The sequence below is a fragment of the Propionicimonas sp. genome, assembly GCF_049840635.1.
Lineage (GTDB): Bacteria > Actinomycetota > Actinomycetes > Propionibacteriales > Propionibacteriaceae > Propionicimonas.
Window position 1 is genome coordinate 1,224,438 of sequence record NZ_JASGKL010000005.1, and the last position, 17,644, is coordinate 1,242,081.

The window sequence follows — 17,644 nt, forward strand, 5'->3', positions numbered from 1 at the left end:
CGGCCGATTGTGGGACCCGACCTACCGCCTGTTCGATCCTGAAGCGCGCAGCGTCGGGAGGTGGGGGGTCTCGACCTGAAGTGAGTGAACGGGCCAATCCAGCGGCAGTGGGTCGTCGATCGTGGAGTCTAGACATGCAGTCCCGGGCTCCGTTGGCCTTGTTCGCGGCGATCGGGATGCCGACACCGCTCCAGCACATCGCCCTGCCTCGTTCAACGACGCCAGCAACGACAGACCCAGACGACTGCCCCGCCCTAGATGGCGCCAAGTGTTTGGACAACATGAGTCCACGGCGACATTTCGAGGCAGAGGACCGTCCCGGGGCGGTTACCTCTTGAATCGAACCAACTCTCAGCCCCGCTTGAGCTGAAGCGCGATTGCTCCGGTGACCTTAGCGAGGGCCTCCTCTTCAAAGCCATCGGGCCGGAGCGCCAGCCGGTGCAGACGCCGCTCGTCGTCCTCAGCGCGCCCATCGGGATGCCGAGCCACCTCGCGCACGGTTAGCAGCCCGAACCACTCAAGCGTCTTGCGTGCGAAGGAGAAGGGGTCGCGATGGATTCCGTACCGACGCAGGCGCGCGTCCGCAGGAATAGCTACCTCACCAGGCTCAAGGTCCATGTCACTCCGACCGATCCACAGTGATCCCCTGGCCGACGCCACCATCAGGAGCACTGTGATCTCTGAGTCTTCGAGGACGTGGAGCCAGCCCCGCTCTACGAATCCCTCCGGCAATCTGAACACCTCGTCCTCGGTTGGACCGGGCACTTGGTAGGGACGCGGGTCGCCGGAAAGCTGGGTCCCTGCCTCGTGCCTGAGCGAGAAGCCTTCGTACCGGCCGGCTCTGCCAGGAGCGCTGCGAAGCTCGACTAGTCCGGCTTCGTTGAGGGTCTGCAGAGCGGTCCGCACCGACCTCGCCTTCTTGTCGCGGACCGCGCTGTAGTTCTGACCCTCGCCAGACTTCACAGCGTTGGTGGCTACAAGGTCCGTCCATCCGATCCCCGAGCCGTACTCGGCTATGGACAGACCAGGTAGATGGGCACGGTGTCCAGCCGTCGTCTTCATCTGGGCCATCGAGAGCGCGGCGAGTTCCAGGCGCAATGCCACGCCTTGACTGCTGGATATCCGCGTGGCCGGTGGCCGCAGTGCTCTCGGCGGCGCACGTCGATCAGACACTGCGTCAGAGTCGATCGGAGTATCAAGCACGACGAACTGGTGCCTCAGCGCCAGACCTCCGTTGATCGAACCGAATCCATTGAGGCTGCTTGTTGCGTCGTCGGCTGAGTGTCCGAAAGGTCCGAGCAAACGCCCTTGGCGAGCCTTGAACGCTCCGCGCTCCTTGATGGTCAGGGGTCGAGAAAAGTCGAACTCCAACGCCGTCAGATGCGACAAGGTCAATCTCGCCCCCTAAACCTGGGCGTATAAACCTGCCAGTAAGCGTTCTCGCAACGTGAACGAATCGATGCACTACTGGCGGGTTTACCCGCGATATCAGTGTACTCGATCGCAGACATCCTGCTGTGCAATGGTGTGGATCCGACGCGAAGGAAGGGGGTGATGATGACGAACAAGCGAGCACCGGACCGCCACGACCGGACTGAGCGCCTGGAGGTGTTGCGCACACTGCTCCAGGCAGCCCAAACCCTACTGGTGTTGCTACGCATGTTCGGGGGCTGCTGAGCCTCCGTCCCCGAGCCCGTCCCGTTCGCGCGGGGCGGGCTCTGCGTGTTGTTAGTCACCTTACGTGCCGGGCCTCCATCGCACCAGCCTCGGGTGCGGGTCCGGGCACCCGGGCGACCGCGAGGAGCGGGAGGAGGTGACCTTGAGTCGTTCGGCATGGAGGCGGTCGAGGCCCAGGTCAGGTGCCCGCTGTCCCTCATCGGTGATGTCGCCGGGAATCCACGGTGTCCTGATCCGGACGCCAAGATACGTAAGCACGCGAATTCAGCTAGGCGCAAGCCTTCGCCAATCGGTTGGCTACCGACGCTTGCTGGGGTGCTTGCGGGAAGTGCTGTTGAGCTTCGAGCATCCAGTTCGCTGGTTCCGGCCATTGCCGTGAGAGTCCGTGAGTCTTGGAGTTGGGCGTCAGCGCAGCTAGATGTCCGGGGCCATCGGGTTGGTTACACCCGGCTGATCGGTGGTTGGCGAACCTCACCCGCCGATCAGCAAGGCTTGGCGTGCAACCTTCAAGGAGGGAAGGCGCCGCGCCTACGCACTTAGCGCTGCCGTGGTCGGTCGCTGGTCGGGCATCTGACGATGCTGCGACAGCACGAGTGGGAGTTCGAGGACGGGGGAACGTGGTGTGAGCACGATGACCGCCTCCTTCAATTTCTTTCGACCTCCGCGAGTGCCGCCATCACTTGAGCCGCCCAGCGTGCTGTGGATCGACTCGACATAGTGCGCCTCGACCGACCAATCGCGGGTTGCCATGGCGATAACCTCCTGCCCGCTCAGCCCGTTACTAGCGTCGGCGTCGGGGAAGGTGACGACGGCTCGACACCCGCGTATACGAAGCCCGTCAAGCAGCCCCTTCATCGCCGCGCGAGCCTTCGACTTCATGCTGAAGTCGGACGTCTTGCGGGAAGACCGGTCTGGGGCTCGACCGCTGCCGGTGACGTCATCCCATCCGCCTCGCGCGATCCCCTCGAGAACGTGATAGAAGCGGCTGTATTGTGCAGCGGAGTAGGGCGGGTCACAAAACACGAGGTCGCCGTCGTCCAGTGTCGCCACGATCGATCCGGCATCGCCGACAAGAGCCGTTCCCCTCTGGCGCGCAAAGGCGGGAGCGATCTGCTCGACGGCCGTGCTGACTGCTGAAGTCACGCTTCGCGACCAAGCCGTGGCGATGTACGGCAGCAGCGACTTCGTGGGCTGGAACGGCTGAGCTGTGTGACCGGGCGCTGCGGCGCAAACACTCGCTGCTTGAAGCAAAGCCGAGAGCGCGACGGTTCGAACCGGCTCCGATTCAGGGAGCGTGCTGTGGAGATAGTCGAGCATCCTCGCTTGGCCTGGCGAGAAGTAGTATCCGCCATAGTGTCTGGTGATGAATCCTTCTCCGGTTGCGCTCGCCTCGGCCCGAGCCTGCTTGACCGCGGCGGCGGTCAGTTCCGTCTGATCCGACGATTCCGCCCGCGCCGAGGCCGCCGATATCCAAGCTTTGAGCGAAGTGTCACCAGCCAGGCTTGTCGTTCGTTCGGTGATCGCGGCTGTAAGGACGCGTGCGTACTCCTGAAGATCAACGCTCAGGACGGGCAAGTCGGTCTTCTGAGACACGAAGTGCGCGACTGCGCCGGAACCGGCGAACAGGTCCACGAACCGTCGGGCACCGGACGCCTCGCGCAGCAAGATCTCGCCGAGAGGTCCACCGAGAAGCGCAGTCTTGCTCCCCATGTACCTCACGCGAAGCTCCATGCCACAACTCGGTCCGTCTGCCCAAGCAGTCCGATGCCGTTGGAGAGGTCTCGGAGCAGGACGTTGAGCGTCGGCGCTTGCGATTGCTCTAGGACCTCGCGGGGGAGGTCCAGGTCCGCCAACAAGTCCGTGGCCGGATAGGGCAGTGGGGCCACTTCGATGTGTCCGCGGGAGATGGCGAACGACTGAGTCCAGGGTGCCAGATCACCGATAGCCTTACCAGCGTCGGCCAATACCCGACGGCACATTCCGGTTGCGAGCCGCGCGAGAACTGTGGCGCGGCCAAGCATCGGACGTATGAACTCCGCCGGATCAGTCATCCCCGATGTGTCGACGAACGCTGATCCGAGTATCGCCTGGAAGTCCGAACCCGTCGGGTCGCTGCGCAGGACGTCTCTGAGGGCTGACGGGTTCAGCGATGACGGCGTGAGCGAGTTCACCCAGGACTCCCAGCCAGACCAGTCGATGACGGTTCGGGACGAATCATGGGGATCCGGAATCGCATGTTGTGCGGAATATTGGCGGAAAAGAACATTGGCGAGCACCGCTCTGTCGACGCCCGGGAAGTCGCCTCCCAACACTGGCTCAATCTCGGACCAAACCTCCGCGACTGTTCTGCGAATCGCATCCACGCCGAGAGTCGGCGCTGCGAGTGTCGAGGGCTCATAACTCGCCAAATTCCGGCGCTCGCGATCCTCCGCAAAGGAGTGTAGGTCGAAGGCAATACCAGCGAGCATGTCTTGCATGACTGCGCTGACGCCTCCAGGAACCGCACCCACCCACGCCTGAAGTTGCTGCCCGCCGGGAGCGATGAGGCGGGCAATGGCCATCAGCGAACGAGGCTGCAGAAACCAATCGGAGATCAATTCCCAAGCTGCAAGGTGGGTACCTCCCCCACTGACCTTGGTCAATGTAGCGTTGGCGTCTAGCGCACAGCTGTAGTAGTTGCCGACGAATACCCCTTCGGAAGCCAAGAGACTCTTGGCAGCTCTGAGCTCGGCGTAGTACGCCAAGTGCACAGCTGCATGCAGGTCTCCCTTCAGTAGGGCATCTGTGGCTCGCCCGATATAACTCCACGCATCTGCACAGTGGACAAAGGCGGAGGCTCCGACGTACTCGGCGACATCCCCGAAGGCTGCAGTCTGACTCCTGCAGTCGTCGACGATCTTCCGTGATCCACCCGTCAGGTAAGGGTTGTTGGGGGAAAGCCACGTTCCCCCACTGGAGATCTTCAACTGACTCACTGCTGACAAGAGCTGTCCGCGTAGGTTGATCGGATCTAGGCCCGACAGCGGCACCGCTTGGACTTGCGCCACTACGCCCAGACCCTCAGCTCGAGGGCCGCCCTCGCCACGTCCGTGTTGGTCGAGTCTTGGAGATGTGCGATGAGCTGGTCACGCAGCTCCTTGTAGCCGCCGCTTCCACGAAGCGCCGCTTTGGTGAGGCGTTCATTATCGGAGAGGCCTGGGAAGCTGCTGGTTCGCCAATCGTACGTCGCGAGACTCTCGGCGATCCCCCTCAGGAAAGTTCGAATGGGGTCAGGCATGACGTGTGCGGTAGCCGCGATATTCTCGCTTGTTACGTCAACGTAGTTGCCGGCATCTCGCCATTCGGCGAGGCTGAGGGGCTTCTGCCGTATGTAGGCCAAGTCATTGACAACGTGCTGGAATCCTCGGACCCCTTGATCGGTCGCGAGAAGGCTGTACCCGCTGCTGAACGCTGCGTCGCCACCTGAGAAGTCGTCGAGCTGCGCCGCCTCCTCCCGTATTGTGCGCGCCCACTCCGAGTCGGTCTGCCTGACGGCTTCTGCGAGAATCCTCCACGCAGTAACGAGGAAGGCGCTCTGCTGGACGCGTGACCACGCGAGGCCTTCGTTCTGGTTCGGTGTTCCGCCAAAGATGCCGCCGACCTTCTGGCGGCCGCTGGGAGCCCACGGCTTCACCATGCTTGCGATGAGGCTCCGAACGAAGGCCGCTTGAGTCACGGGACCGCTATCTCTGCGGGGCCCCCCCAACATGTTGATTCGCTTGTACCAAGGGCTCTCCGGAGTGGCCCAGAGGATCTCCGTCAACTCCTGTGCCCGGCTCTCCCGGTAGACGAGGATGCGATCCCCACTGTCCAGCCAGTCCTGCTCACGGAGCAACGGATAGAGGTCAAACGCGAGTGAGGCGTTGATCTTCTTTGGCTTGATGTTGATCGTCCAGAACAGGTACGCCTGCCATGAGATGTCCAGCCCATGAAAGGCGACCACCGGCAACTCGAAATCGGCTAGATCGGGGTCGCTATCGTCGAACGCGAAGAGTCTGTGCTGACCGTCGATCACCTCGATGGGGGGCAAGGCGTCGTCAACGTCTTCGGGAAGCGTCAGGGTCGCGAAAGGCTCCCCCGAATCATCCGTCACATTCACCACGTGCGCCGCGTCGATTCGGTTGCCGTTGCGCTCGTCACCAACGTTGAGGATGTTCACCACCACTGCCGTTGGTAACCAGCCAGGCTTCCGGAGTCCGTCGTTCGAAGGATCTGTGCGTTGCGCCTCGCTGAGTCCAGAACGCGGGAAACCCTCCACCACATACCTGCGTATTTCTGCGCTGCGCTCCGGATCGTGCCGACGCTGAATGCCGAGATCTTCCTTGCGGGCCGTCATGCCACTCACGTCGCGGCGGTAGATAGCCGATAGCTTCCGAAGCTGTGCTGCTGAGAGCGAAAACAGATAGAAATGAGGCGCAGGCTTGGCTTGGTTCTGCTGTGGATCGAAGTTGACCTGGTCCCAGTCCGGGAGCCACTGTCTCACCCGGAGCGCATGAACAGTGAAGGCGTCAGCCGGCATCGTCATGGCAGCAACCTCCTTCTAGCCTTGAGTTCGAATGCCCACCCTATCGGGGCGATGTGGGTGGGCACTCCCGGTAGCTCATTCTGTCCTGGTGTCGGCTCGCTAGGCGCCCCTGACGCCCCGGTGCCGGCAGCTTCCCGGGGTGTGGCAGCCAGTAGAGCCGCAGCAACTCGGTGTTGACCGCGCGCCGGGCGGCGCCGCGCGACGAGTGCACCAAGCCCTAGATGTGCTCCAGCTCGGCGGCATGGTCGGTCGGAACGAAGTCGGTCATCTCGCTGGCTCCCGACTGATGGCGACGTCCCGTCCGCGAGCCTCACCCTCACGGTGCCCGTTCGTCGGCGGCTCGCATGCGGGTGGCCAGCCGAGCGGCAGCGACCTCGGCGTGGCCCGGTCCGGGGTTACGGCGAGCGAGACGCATGCCTTGTCGAGCGCCTGGTGGGCGATCTGCGCGGTCTTGGCGAGGGCGATGCCTTGGAAGGACCACCAGGGTTCGGGCTCCCAGTTGGGGATGTCGCCGGCGGAGGGTCCGAGGGAGGGTCCGTGGATCCACAGGTCGTGGCTGCGGGCGAGTCTGTCCATGGTGGTGGCGTGTGCTTCGGCGACGGGGAGTGCCAGGTGGAGCAGGTGGCGGGTGTCGGCGATCGTTGTGGGGGGTTCGGTGGCGAGCCGGGTTTTCAGTTCTGCGCTGAGGGTGCGCAGGTCGTTGGTTCTGCCGCCGAGGCGGAGATAGGGCGGCCAGGTGGCGGCGGCGCGCCACGCGGTGGCAGAGGTGGCCAGTGCTTGGGATGCGGTCTCGGGCAGGGCGCCGTGGCGGATGGCGTGCTCGGCCAGGTTGTAGGCGGCGTGGCTGATCAGGGCGAGGTTGCCGGCGATGGCTTGCATGGCCCAGCTGGAGGTGCGGTGGCGGTCGCCGAGGACGAGGAGTGCTTCGTCGGCCCAGGCGGCGATTGCTCCGTCGAGCCCGGGGGCCGTGGGGGTGCGGATGCGGAGGTCGGCGAGGACGCTGTCGCGACGTGCCGGCGGGATGAGCGCCCAGGGTTCGGTGGCGGCGGCGAGGTTGTCCAAGCGTCCGCGCAGGACTCGGTGGGCGCTGGCCAGGTCACGGTCCTGCAGGCCCGTGTGGGACCAGCGGGCGGCGAGGTGGAGGGGCGCGGCGAGGGTGGCGGCGAGTTTGGCGGCTTCTCGCCCGACGTATTCGGGGCGGGGCCGGTTGCGGAGGTTGTCGGCGAGCACGTCGGCGATCGCGCCCATGGTGAGTGACATTCGGGCCAGCGGTGCGGCGGGCGTGGTGTGGCCTGGCAGTGGCCGGTCGGGCCCGTCGACGAGTGATTCGAGGTAGGGGCGCAGTCCGATACCGACGGACTGGCCGCCGAGGCTGAGCTGTTCGACTGCGCGGCTGGCGCGGTCGGCGAGCAGCATCCAGCCTGCGGCGTGCGCGTTCGGGTCGGGGTCGGTCGGGGTTGCGGCGAGGGCGGCCGCGGTCTGGTCGAGCTGGGCAGTGAGGTCGGCGATGGTGGTGGCCACCGGTCAGCCCAGCTTCGCTGTCAGGGAGGCGAGCACGGGCCACGCGGCGGGTGCGACCTGGTCGGGCACGGAGCGGAGGAGCCGGGCAGCTTCGGAGAGGGACGCGGCAGGGCTCGGCTCGGGATTCGGGACGTCGGGGTCGATGTCGTCGGGGTTGAGGAGTGCTTCGAGGTCGAGGCATTCCAGGCCGAGGCCCAGCCCGTCGGGCTGGTTGTTGCCGAGCAGTTGCCAGGTGGCGTTGCGGACGTGACCGATCGCGGCTGCCAGGATCTCGGCAGGGCTCATGGCCGCACACTCGCGGCTCGTTCGTGCCTGCGGTCACGGGTTGGCGCGGTCCGTTCGCGCGCTGTGGTCGACGCTGCGGGTTGGGACGTGGGCCAGCCTCGGGGCGTGGCGATCGTGCGGTTGACGTCGGCTTCGAGGGCGTCGAGCGCTGTCTCTGAAGGGGATCGGTCCGGGAGGGTGTGGGCGAGGATCTTGTCGGCGGTTTCGATGACGCGTTGGCCGGTGGCGCGGACCACCTGCTCGGGGGTGAGGTCGCCGGAGGCTTGGGTGGCCCAGCCGGTGACGTAGCGGAACGTGTACTGGGATGCGTCCAGGCCGTGTGCGCCGACGACGGTGAAGGAGACCGACTCGGCTTCGACTTCGCGGACGCCGCGGCAGTCGACGAGCCCCTCAGCGGTGGTGGGGTGGGCCATCAGGACGTGGCCCAGTTCGTGGGCGAGGACCCGGACGCTCATGGCGTCGTCGACGTCGGCGCGGACCCGGACGGTATGGGTAGCGAAGTCGGTGATGCCGTTGGCGTGACCGCAATCGCCGCGCTCGAGGGCGAATCCCTGCGCGGTGACCAGTTCAGCCAGCCGGTCCCACAGCCCTTCGGGTGCCTGGCCGGTGAGCAGCACGGGCGAGGGTGCCTCGGGGACGGGTGGTCCGCCGCACTGGCTGATGTCCCAGACCGGGACGGGCTTGACGCCGATGACCTGTCGGGTCTCCTTCGGCCGTCCGTCCGCGTCCAGTACGGGTTGCCCGGATGAGTCGAGCAGCGCTGCCGGCCGGGTGACAGGGCCGAGGATGCGGATCGCCTTCTCGCCGCGGCGAACCTGGTAGCCCTTGGCCTGCCAGGCCCGGTAGCCGGCCACGGCAGTCGCGTCGGCGCGTTGGGTCATGATCGCGAGCCGGTTCAGGAACGAGTAGTTGGTGAAACCGCGGGCAAAGCGAAGGTAGGCCTCCCATTCGGCGGTGTTGTCGAGCGAGCCGATGCGTTCGGCGAGGAGCTCGTGCAGTTCCTCGACCTGCTGACGTCGGGCCTGGTCGGCGGCCTCCCGCTGTTCGGCGGTGTAGCTACGTGCGGGCATCGTCGTCCCCGAAGAGCCGCCGGTAGTGCCAGCGCAGGTCAGCCAGCTCAGAACGTGATGCCCCGTCGCGGTGTCGCTGTTCGATCTCGACGAGCAGCTCCTCGCGGATCAGCGGAAGGTCGGGCAGCGGGGGTTGGACGGGACGCGGCGGCTGGCTGGTCATGTGGTTCTCCTTCGGCGGGTTCTGTCCAGGGGTGGAGCGAGGGGAGGCGTCCGTCGAGGACGGCGACGCCGCGCTGGTGGTCGATGTGGATGTCGGCGTGTTCGTGGCTGCCGTTGGCGTGCGCCATCGCGGCGAGCACCAGCCGCATGTGTTCGCGGTCGAGGCCGGGCAGGTCGGCGTACAGATTGACCGGGGTGCCGCCGGCCAGGGAGGCGACGATCCGAAGGATGCGCTGCTCGCCTCCCGACAGGGCGGCCAGGTTGTCGTCGGTGATGGCGTCGTGGTCGAGCCACCACCAGCCGGGCCGGTCGCAGGGTTGGATCCACGGATAGCCGGGGTTGGCGAACCGGCCGTCGCTGGTCCGGACGAGCAGTTCGATGGCCGCCTCGAGCGGGTACAGGCCCCTCGCCCAGGAGCGGAGCCCGGCATGGGTAAGGCTCACCGCGCGCCTCCTCGTCCCGACATCGGACGGGCTGGCACCCGATTCGACGGACGGCCAGAGACCCGGGCGATGGAGGCGTCGGTGTCGGGGTGTTCGTGCTGGTCGCGCAGCTGGGTCTGCCGGAGCGCCCAGGCACGGTTCCAGCGGGGTGTGGTCACCGTGGCGACCGCGACCAGGGCGAGCATGACGAGACCGGGCCAGTGCCCCCGGCCGCATAGGTCGATCCCGGCCAGGACCACGAACAGCCAGCGGGCCCGCCACGCGAACCTCCCCCAGCGGCGCGGCCGCGACCCGGCCGGCCAAGGTGGTGGCCACGATCTCGAGCAGCGCCCACGGCGCACAGAACGCGTCGACCGTGGCGACCAGCCGTGACCGGTGCACCTCAACCAACCCGAAGCCCTGCGCGACCAGCCGGCATACCTGGTGGTCACTGACCCGGTGCTCGGCGACCAGGGCCAGGAACCGCTCGCTGAGGACCAGCTGGTGCGGGTCGACCGCGGTCACGTCCGCATCGACGCGGCTTCCCACCCACAGGCGGGGCTGATTGCGACCGCGCAGCCACTCGAGCGGAACCAGGGCCCGCCACACCGCCTCCGCCTCGACGGGACGAAGCCGGCGGGCCCCGTAGCGCCACCACAGCACCGGCCAGCTGGACCAACCCGCCACCACCGCCACGGCGATCAGCCCGAACGCGGCGACCAACACGGGAGCCAGCGCCATCAGCATCAGCCACACCACGGCGCTGACCAGCACCGCGGTGAGTTGGGCCCGGGCCCACACCCACCGCCAGGTCATGCCGGCCTCGGCTCCGAGACCCGCTGTCCAGTCGGGCGGGCGGAGTGCGGGTGTGGCGGCTCGACGAGATACGTGCGCTTCAGCCGGATGACCTCCTTGAGCGGCAGGCCGCACCGCTCACCGATCTCGGTCAGCGTCGCCTGCTCGCCCGTCATCGCGCCGATCGCGGTCGCGGCGGCCTTCTCGGCCTTGTCCCGCGCGACGATCGCTGCGACCACCTCGACCGCCGCGCCGACCAGGCGGGCCTCCCGCTCCTCCCAGGCCCGCTTGCGGGTCGCGGACGCCTCGTTCACCTGCTTGCGGGCCTGCTGCCGCAACGTCTGCCCCATCGGGCCACCTCCCGTGCGGGCCTCCGGGTGCGAGGCCCTTCACTCTCCCTAGGCCAAGGAAGTCGCCGATCGGGACGCAAGCGAGCCGACGAGTTTCATGGTGGGGTGGAGCAGAAGAGTTGAGTTCGAGTGCGCTCGAACTCGTAGCGTCGCTTCCATGACTGGTGAACCGTCGCTCTCGGTCGCCGAGGCCGCAGCGCGGCTCGGGCTGAGCGCACATACCCTGCGCTACTACGAACGGGCCGGATTGATCGAACCCCTCGGCCGGGACACAGCGGGCCGGCGCCGCTACCAGCCGGCCGATCTGGACTGGTTCGCGTTCCTGATCCGGCTACGCCAGACCGGCATGCCGATTCGCGACATGCACGCCTACGCCGCGCTGAGGGCACAGGGCGCGGTCACCCTGGCCGAACGGCGAGCCATGCTCGAGCGCCACCGCGACCACATCGCCGAACAACTCACCCAACTGGCCGATGGGCTCACCGCGTTGGACACCAAGATCGCCCACTACGACCACCTCATCGAACAGGAGTGCCACCATGGCTGAACCCACCGAGCCGGACACGATCCTCACCGACCAAGTCGATCAGGCCCGCCTGGCCCGCGGCGCAGCCGTCCTCGCCGGCATCGACGGCGAGGCCGGACAGGCCGTCGTCGACTCCCTGGGCAGCTTCGCCCCACGCCTGGCCAACCACATCGTCGCCCACGCTTTCGGCGACGTGTATGCCGGAACCGACCTCACCCCCGCGCAACGTCAACTCGTGACCATCGGCGCCCTCACCGCCCTCGGCGGCTGCGAACCACAACTCGCCGTCCACATCGGTGCCGGGCTCAACGTCGGCCTCACCCGGGCCGAGATCATCGAAGCGATCACCCACGCCGCGGTCTACGCCGGCTTCCCTCGCGCGATCAACGCCGCGAACATCGCGCAGCAGGTGTTCCAGGCCCGCAGCGCAACCTGAGACGGACTACCTGATCCCCGCTCTGGCCTTCTCGCTCCTTCGTGTCGAGCCAGCGAGTCCTACCTTCCACCCGACCCTCGATCCACTGGACCTCCCCCCGCCACATCCGACCTGGCGAGCCAGGACAGATTTCAAGTGCTACACACCTTCGGCACCGCGCCCGGCCGACGAGCGGAGTTGCGTTTCCCGCAACACCTGACAAGCCACGATCCCGTTAGGCGGGATCGGCAAGAAGCCCGGCTGGCTGCGTCCCGATCGGCGACTTCGTTGGCCTAGGGAAGGTATGACGATGTCGCTGCGGCGGATCACCGCCGGGTCGGGGTATGACTACCTGACCCGGCAGGTCGCCGCGATGGACTCCACCGAACGCGGCCACACCGGGCTGGCGTCCTACTACACCGAGAAGGGCGAGATCCCCGGACGGTGGGTCGGCTCCGGGCTAGCCGGCATTGACGGACTCGTCGCCGGCGATGTGGTGACGGCCGAGCAGATGCTCGCCCTGTTCGGCTCCGGCCACCACCCACTCGCCGCGCAGCGAGCCGCAGCCCTGGCTGACGATCCGAACGCCACCGAGCAGGACCTGTTGGACGCGATCCGGCTCGGGCAGCCGTTCACCGTGTACGCCAACGACATCAGCCCCTACCGGGTCGAGGTCGCCCGCCGCCTCCAGGCGCTGAACACCACGAGCGGCCTGCCCACGCGAGCCAAGGTCGGCATTGATGAACGGGCCCGGGTCCGCACCGAGGTCGGTCTGGAATGGTTCGTCCGCGACTTCGGCCGGCCACCGCTCAACCAGCGCGAGCTGGCCGGCCACATCGCCCGGCTGTCCCGGCAGAAGACCACCGCCGTCGCCGGCTTCGACCTCACCTTCTCCCCCGTGAAGTCGGTCTCGGCCCTGTGGGCACTCGCCGACCCGCACCTGGCCGCAACGATCGAGCGGGCACACCAGGCGGCGGTCGCCGACGCCTTGCGGTTCATCGAGACCCACGCCCTGTTCAGCCGCACCGGAGCCCACGGCGTCCGCCAGGTCGACGTCCAAGGGCTGATCGGGGCCGCGTTCACCCACCGCGACAGCAGGGCCGGCGATCCGGACCTGCACACCCATGTGGCGGTCGCGAACAAGGTGCGGACCCTCGACGGGAAGTGGCTCAGCATCGACAGCCGGGTCCTTCACAAGGCCATCACCGCCGCCTCCGAGACCTACAACACCGCCCTCGAAGCCCACCTCAACGCGGATGCCGGTGTCAGGTTCGAAGCCCGCCCGGATCGTGACCAGCGCAAGCGTCCGGTGCGGGAGATCGTCGGTGTCGCACCCGAACTGCTGGACCTCTGGTCGATCCGCCGGCACCGGATCGTCGCCCGCCAAGCCGCACTCGCCACCGCCTTCCAGGCCGACCACGGACGGCCACCCACCCCGATCGAGGCGATCGCGCTCGCCCAGCAAGCCACCCTGGAGACCCGCGAGGCCAAGCACGAACCCCGCAGCCTGGCCGAGCAGCGAGCCGCCTGGCACCGCCAGGCGCTCGAACTGTTCGGCAGCGCGACCGCCATCGAAGCCATGGTGTGGCGGGTGTTGCATCCCGGCCCGGCAGCGGCCGCCGCGCACCTGACCCGGGAGTGGCTGAACCTGGCGGCTGAGCAGATCCTGGGCCGGGTTGAGCTGGACCGGTCGGCCTGGCAGACCTGGCACGTCCGCGCCGAAGCGCTGCGCCACATCCGCGCCGAAAACCTGCCCCCGGCCTCGGTCGAGCAGGTCGTCAGCTGGCTCACCGACCACATCCTGCAGCACTGCTCCATCCCGCTCAGCCCACCCGAGGACGGCATCGCCGAACCCGACGCCCTACGCCGCGCCGACGGCGCCAGCGTGTACACGGTGGCCGGCAACCGGCTCTACACCAGCAGCCGCATCCTCGAAGCCGAGCGGCGGATCCTGGCCAACGCGGGACGCCGCGACGGACGCGCCGTGCCCGACACCGCCGTCGACCTCGCCCTGCTCGAGACCGTCGCAAACGGAGTGCAGCTCAACCCCGGCCAGGTCGCCCTCGTCCGTGACATGGCCGCCTCCGGCGCCCGCGTCCAGCTCGCCATCGCCCCGGCCGGGGCGGGGAAGACCACCGCCATGCAGGCGTTGGCCCGCGCCTGGACCAACGACGGCGGCACGGTCCTCGGCCTGGCTCCGTCCGCGGTCGCCGCCGCCGGCCTCGGTGAGCAGATCGGCGCCCATGCCGACACCATCGCGAAACTCGCCTGGCACCTGGCCAACGGCAGCCCGCCCGCCTGGATGAACCAGATCGGGCCCCACACCCTCGTGATCATCGACGAGGCCGGGATGGCCGACACCCTGTCCCTCGACGCCGTCATCAGCCACGTCCTGGCCGCCGGCGGCAGCGTCCGGCTCATCGGCGACGACCAGCAGCTGGCCGCGATCGGCGCCGGCGGCGTCCTCCGCGACATCCAGGCGACCCGCGGCGCCCTGCACCTCACCGAACTCGTCCGGTTCACCGACCCCGCCGAAGGATCGGCCTCCCTCGCGCTGCGCGACGGGCGGCCGGAGTCACTCGGCTTCTATCTCGACCGCGACCGCATCAAAGTCGGGACCCCCGACACCATGCCCGACCAGGTGTTCACCGGCTGGGCCGCCGACCGGGCCGCCGGACAGGACAGTGTCATGCTCGCCCCCACCCGCGACCTGGTCTCCCAGCTCAACCAGCGCGCCCGGACCGAACGGCTCAACGGCACCGCACCCGGCGTCGAGGTCGATCTTGCTGATGGGAACACCGCCAGCGCCGGCGATGTGATCATCACCCGCCGCAACGACCGCCGGCTGCGCGTGAACGCCACCGACTGGGTCAAGAACGGCGACCGCTGGACCATCCAGACCATCACGCCCGACGGCGTCCGGGTCCAGCACACCCAGACCCGACGTCACATCACGCTTCCCGCCGACTACGTCACCGACTGGGCAGAACTCGGCTACGCCACCACCACGCACACCGCCCAGGGCGTCACCGCCGACACCTGCCACGGCCTGCTCACCGGCGAGGAAACCCGGCAGCAGGCCTACACCATGCTCACCCGCGGCCGGCACACCAACAGCTGCTACCTAATCACCAGCGGCGACGGCGACCCGCACACCCTGATCCACCCCGAAGTCATCCATCCCGCCACCGCCGTCGACCAGCTCGAACAGATCCTGGTCCGCGACGAGTCACCCGTCTCGGGCACCACCGCACTGCGGGAAGCGGCCGAGCCTCGCCGGCTGCTCGGCGACGCGGCCGCCCGCTACAGCGACGCGGTCGTCCTCGCCGCCGACCGCACCACTACCCCCACCGAACGGCACACCATCGCCTACGCCGCCGAACGGCTCCTGCCCGGCCTCACCGCAGCGGACGCCTGGCCAGCACTGCTCGCCCGGCTGCTCACCCTGAACGCCGACAACCGCGACCCGATCACGGCCCTCGCCCGCGCCGCAGCAGACCCGATCACCGCCGGACGCGACCCTGCCGCGATCCTCGCCTGGCGCCTTGACGACACCGGCGACCCACGCCACCGCGGCGCACTACCCTGGCTGCCGACGATTCCCGAACGACTCACCCAGCACCCCATCTGGGGCAGCTACCTCACCGCCCGCGACCAGCTGGTCCGCACCCTCACCGAGAGGCTCCGTGACCAGGTTGAGACCAGCCCGACCTCACCGGCATGGCTGGAGGGGCTCAGCAGCCGTCCGACGACCTCTCTGGTCGCCGACGTCGAGGTGTGGCGTGCAGCCAACCAGATTCCTGACACCGACCGCCGACCCACCGGCGACCTCCAGCCCGGGATCGCGGCCGGACGCTGGCAACACCACCTCGACGACCAACTCGCCCGCCTCGCGACGCCTGCCTTGCACGAATGGGGCGGCCTGCTCACCCGCCTACACCCGGCGCTCGGGCAGGACCCGTTCCTGCCCAGGCTGGCTGGACGGCTGGGACGCATCGCCAGTGCGTGCATCGACCCGCACGAACTCCTCAACCGGGCCCTCGCGGCCGGGCCGCTGCCCGAGGAACACGCCGCAGCAGCCCTGTGGTGGCGGATCAGCGGCCACCTCGGCCCCGCCTTCACCCAACAGCCCGACACGCCGCACCACCTCGCCACCACCTGGCTTCCCCACCTCGAGCAGGCAATCGGCAACGAGCGACTCACCTCCCTGCGCGAGAGCACCTGGTGGCCGGCCCTGGTGACCGTGATCGAGCACAGCCTGGAGGCAGGCTGGACCCTCGACACCATCACCGCCATCGCCCCCACCCACCACGACGGCGTGGCCGACGACTGCCAAGCCTGGACCTGGCGCCTCTCCATGGCCACCCAGCCACCCCCCAACAACGCCGACGAACCAGAACCTCCCCTCCCGGCCGCCCCCGCCCCGACCCCCGCGCCCCTGCCGGATGAGCCGCCCAAGGTGACCGCCTACGAGCCGGTGCTCAACGACCCCGACGCCGAAGCCGACCGCATCCTCGCCATCGAAGCCCTCGCCCGAACCACCATGGGCCCGCCCAGGCCGGACGCAGCCGAAATCCGCCGGCAGCAGGACCGCGCCAACGCCTGGCACGAATGCCCCTACACCCCCGACCTCCTCGCCCACATCAACCAACTCGCCACCCAGTTCTATGAAGGCTCCTTCCCCGGCAGCTGGGCCCAGCCTTACCTCGCCGAACGCCTCGACCAGGACATCACCGGGCACCCCGACATCCGACCCGGGTACGCCCCGGCGGGCTGGACGAACCTCGTCCAGCACCTGCGCCAGCTCGGAGTCAGCGACGACGAGCTGCTCACCAGCGGAGTCGCCACGCGATCCCGCACCGGCTCGCTCATCGACCGGTTCCGCGACCGGCTCGTCCTCCCCATCACCCACAACGGCCAAGTTCTCGGCTTCGTCGCCCGCCGCAACCCCGTCCTTGCCGATGACGGTCTGCACGGACCCAAGTACCTCAACACACCCGACACCCCGCTGTTCCACAAAGGTGACCAGCTCTACCTCGTCCCCAGCCAGACCAGCGCCGCCGAACCCATACTCGTCGAAGGCCCCCTTGACGCGATCGCTGTCACCCTGGTGGCCGGGACCACCCACTTCGGCGCGGCGCCGCTCGGCACGAGCCTGACAGTCACGCAGGCGGCTCAACTGGCCCACCTCGGCACCCAGGTGACCGTAGCGACCGACGCCGACGCCGCAGGCAGAAAGGCCGCCGAACGCGACTACTGGACGCTCACCTCAATGGGCATCAGCCCACGCGTCGCGGAACTGCCCGACGGCACCGATCCCGCCGACCTCCTCGCCCACCACACCGCCGACACCCTCGCGAACGCCCTACGCCACACAACACTCCTCGGCGCGCGACTCCTCGACGGAATTGCCCATGGCGACGATCACGCAACATCGATTCTGCAGGCGGCCCGAATCATCGCCGCAATGCCGCCCGACGAATGGATCGACCGGACGGCCGAAGTCGCCGACCGTGGCCACCTACCGATCAGCCTCGTGAACGTCGCCGTCGCCAGTGCGGTGCAGGCCTGGAACCGCGACCCCTCGCTGTCAGCTGAACTGTCCGCCGCTCAGCCACCCCGACAGCAGCCACCACGACGAACCAGAGCGGACCTCGTCCCAAGAGGCCGACCGAGACCAACACGCCCCGCCTCCGTCGATCCGGTCGCGCGGTGAGGATTCGGATCGGCCTTCGGGTTGACCGGAACGGCGGACCGATCAAGCGCGCCGGCCCGGACGCGCAGAAGCCGACAACAAGCCTCATCTGGCACCAGCCTCAGGCACGCCTACGAGGTGACGCGACCGGATCTGCCGATG

The 17,644-nt window shown here is 67.9% G+C and carries 12 protein-coding genes; 3 read left to right on the forward strand and 9 right to left on the reverse strand.

Going from position 1 to position 17,644, the window contains the following annotated elements; genetic code table 11:
* Window positions 1–351: 351 nt before the first annotated feature.
* From QM779_RS11445 to QM779_RS11485, 9 genes are all read right to left on the reverse strand, one after another.
* Window positions 352–1,104, reverse strand: a complete 753-nt coding sequence (locus QM779_RS11445) for a hypothetical protein (protein ID WP_428535280.1) — start codon at window positions 1,102–1,104, stop codon at window positions 352–354.
* Window positions 1,105–2,205: 1,101 nt separating this feature from the next.
* Window positions 2,206–3,387 carry a DNA adenine methylase gene (locus tag QM779_RS11450; RefSeq protein WP_428538411.1) on the reverse strand — a complete coding sequence of 394 codons (1,182 nt, stop codon included), beginning with the start codon at window positions 3,385–3,387 and terminating at the stop codon, window positions 2,206–2,208.
* A gap of 5 nt (window positions 3,388–3,392) precedes the next feature.
* The gene (locus QM779_RS11455) at window positions 3,393–4,643 is read right to left on the reverse strand and encodes a hypothetical protein (RefSeq protein WP_428535282.1); all 1,251 of its coding nucleotides are present in this window, start codon (window positions 4,641–4,643) and stop codon (window positions 3,393–3,395) included.
* Window positions 4,644–4,723: 80 nt separating this feature from the next.
* Entirely contained in the window at window positions 4,724–6,241 is a 1,518-nt protein-coding gene (locus QM779_RS11460; RefSeq protein WP_428535284.1) for a DGQHR domain-containing protein, read from the reverse strand.
* Window positions 6,242–6,505: 264 nt separating this feature from the next.
* The gene (locus tag QM779_RS11465) at window positions 6,506–7,762 is read right to left on the reverse strand and encodes a hypothetical protein (RefSeq protein ID WP_428535286.1); all 1,257 of its coding nucleotides are present in this window, start codon (window positions 7,760–7,762) and stop codon (window positions 6,506–6,508) included.
* 3 nt (window positions 7,763–7,765) lie between these two features.
* Entirely contained in the window at window positions 7,766–8,047 is a 282-nt protein-coding gene (locus QM779_RS11470) for a hypothetical protein (protein WP_428535288.1), read from the reverse strand.
* Window positions 8,044–9,117, reverse strand: a complete 1,074-nt coding sequence (locus tag QM779_RS11475; protein ID WP_428535290.1) for an ArdC-like ssDNA-binding domain-containing protein — start codon at window positions 9,115–9,117, stop codon at window positions 8,044–8,046. Before QM779_RS11475 ends, QM779_RS11470 begins: the two co-directional genes overlap by 4 nt.
* A gap of 47 nt (window positions 9,118–9,164) precedes the next feature.
* Window positions 9,165–10,517 (reverse strand): hypothetical protein, encoded by a 1,353-nt coding sequence (locus QM779_RS11480; RefSeq protein ID WP_428535292.1) that lies wholly within the window; start codon window positions 10,515–10,517, stop codon window positions 9,165–9,167.
* Entirely contained in the window at window positions 10,514–10,846 is a 333-nt protein-coding gene (locus QM779_RS11485; protein WP_428535294.1) for a hypothetical protein, read from the reverse strand. Before QM779_RS11485 ends, QM779_RS11480 begins: the two co-directional genes overlap by 4 nt.
* A 157-nt stretch (window positions 10,847–11,003) precedes the next feature.
* Here QM779_RS11485 and QM779_RS11490 point away from each other — a divergent pair, with 157 nt between their 5' ends.
* From QM779_RS11490 to mobF, 3 genes are all read left to right on the forward strand, one after another.
* On the forward strand, window positions 11,004–11,393 hold the full coding sequence (locus tag QM779_RS11490; RefSeq protein WP_428535296.1) for a MerR family transcriptional regulator: 390 nt from the start codon (window positions 11,004–11,006) through the stop codon (window positions 11,391–11,393).
* Window positions 11,386–11,808 (forward strand): carboxymuconolactone decarboxylase family protein, encoded by a 423-nt coding sequence (locus QM779_RS11495; protein WP_428535298.1) that lies wholly within the window; start codon window positions 11,386–11,388, stop codon window positions 11,806–11,808. The genes QM779_RS11490 and QM779_RS11495 overlap by 8 nt, the downstream gene beginning before the upstream one ends.
* A gap of 289 nt (window positions 11,809–12,097) precedes the next feature.
* Window positions 12,098–17,503, forward strand: coding sequence for a MobF family relaxase (gene mobF, locus QM779_RS11500; protein ID WP_428535300.1), 5,406 nt, complete (start codon window positions 12,098–12,100; stop codon window positions 17,501–17,503).
* The last annotated feature ends 141 nt before the right edge of the window (window positions 17,504–17,644 follow it).

Excerpts from the sequence above, each read along its gene's own strand:
- QM779_RS11450 (WP_428538411.1), bottom strand. The coding sequence starts at position 3,387 with ATGGGGAGCAAGACTGCGCTTCTCGGTGGACCTCTCGGCGAGATCTTG.
- QM779_RS11460 (WP_428535284.1), bottom strand. The coding sequence starts at position 6,241 with ATGACGATGCCGGCTGACGCCTTCACTGTTCATGCGCTCCGGGTGAGA.
- QM779_RS11470 (WP_428535288.1), bottom strand. The coding sequence starts at position 8,047 with ATGAGCCCTGCCGAGATCCTGGCAGCCGCGATCGGTCACGTCCGCAAC.
- QM779_RS11475 (WP_428535290.1), bottom strand. The coding sequence starts at position 9,117 with ATGCCCGCACGTAGCTACACCGCCGAACAGCGGGAGGCCGCCGACCAG.
- QM779_RS11480 (WP_428535292.1), bottom strand. The coding sequence starts at position 10,517 with ATGACCTGGCGGTGGGTGTGGGCCCGGGCCCAACTCACCGCGGTGCTG.
- QM779_RS11485 (WP_428535294.1), bottom strand. The coding sequence starts at position 10,846 with ATGGGGCAGACGTTGCGGCAGCAGGCCCGCAAGCAGGTGAACGAGGCG.
- QM779_RS11490 (WP_428535296.1), top strand. The coding sequence starts at position 11,004 with ATGACTGGTGAACCGTCGCTCTCGGTCGCCGAGGCCGCAGCGCGGCTC.
- QM779_RS11495 (WP_428535298.1), top strand. The coding sequence starts at position 11,386 with ATGGCTGAACCCACCGAGCCGGACACGATCCTCACCGACCAAGTCGAT.
- mobF (WP_428535300.1), top strand. The coding sequence starts at position 12,098 with ATGTCGCTGCGGCGGATCACCGCCGGGTCGGGGTATGACTACCTGACC.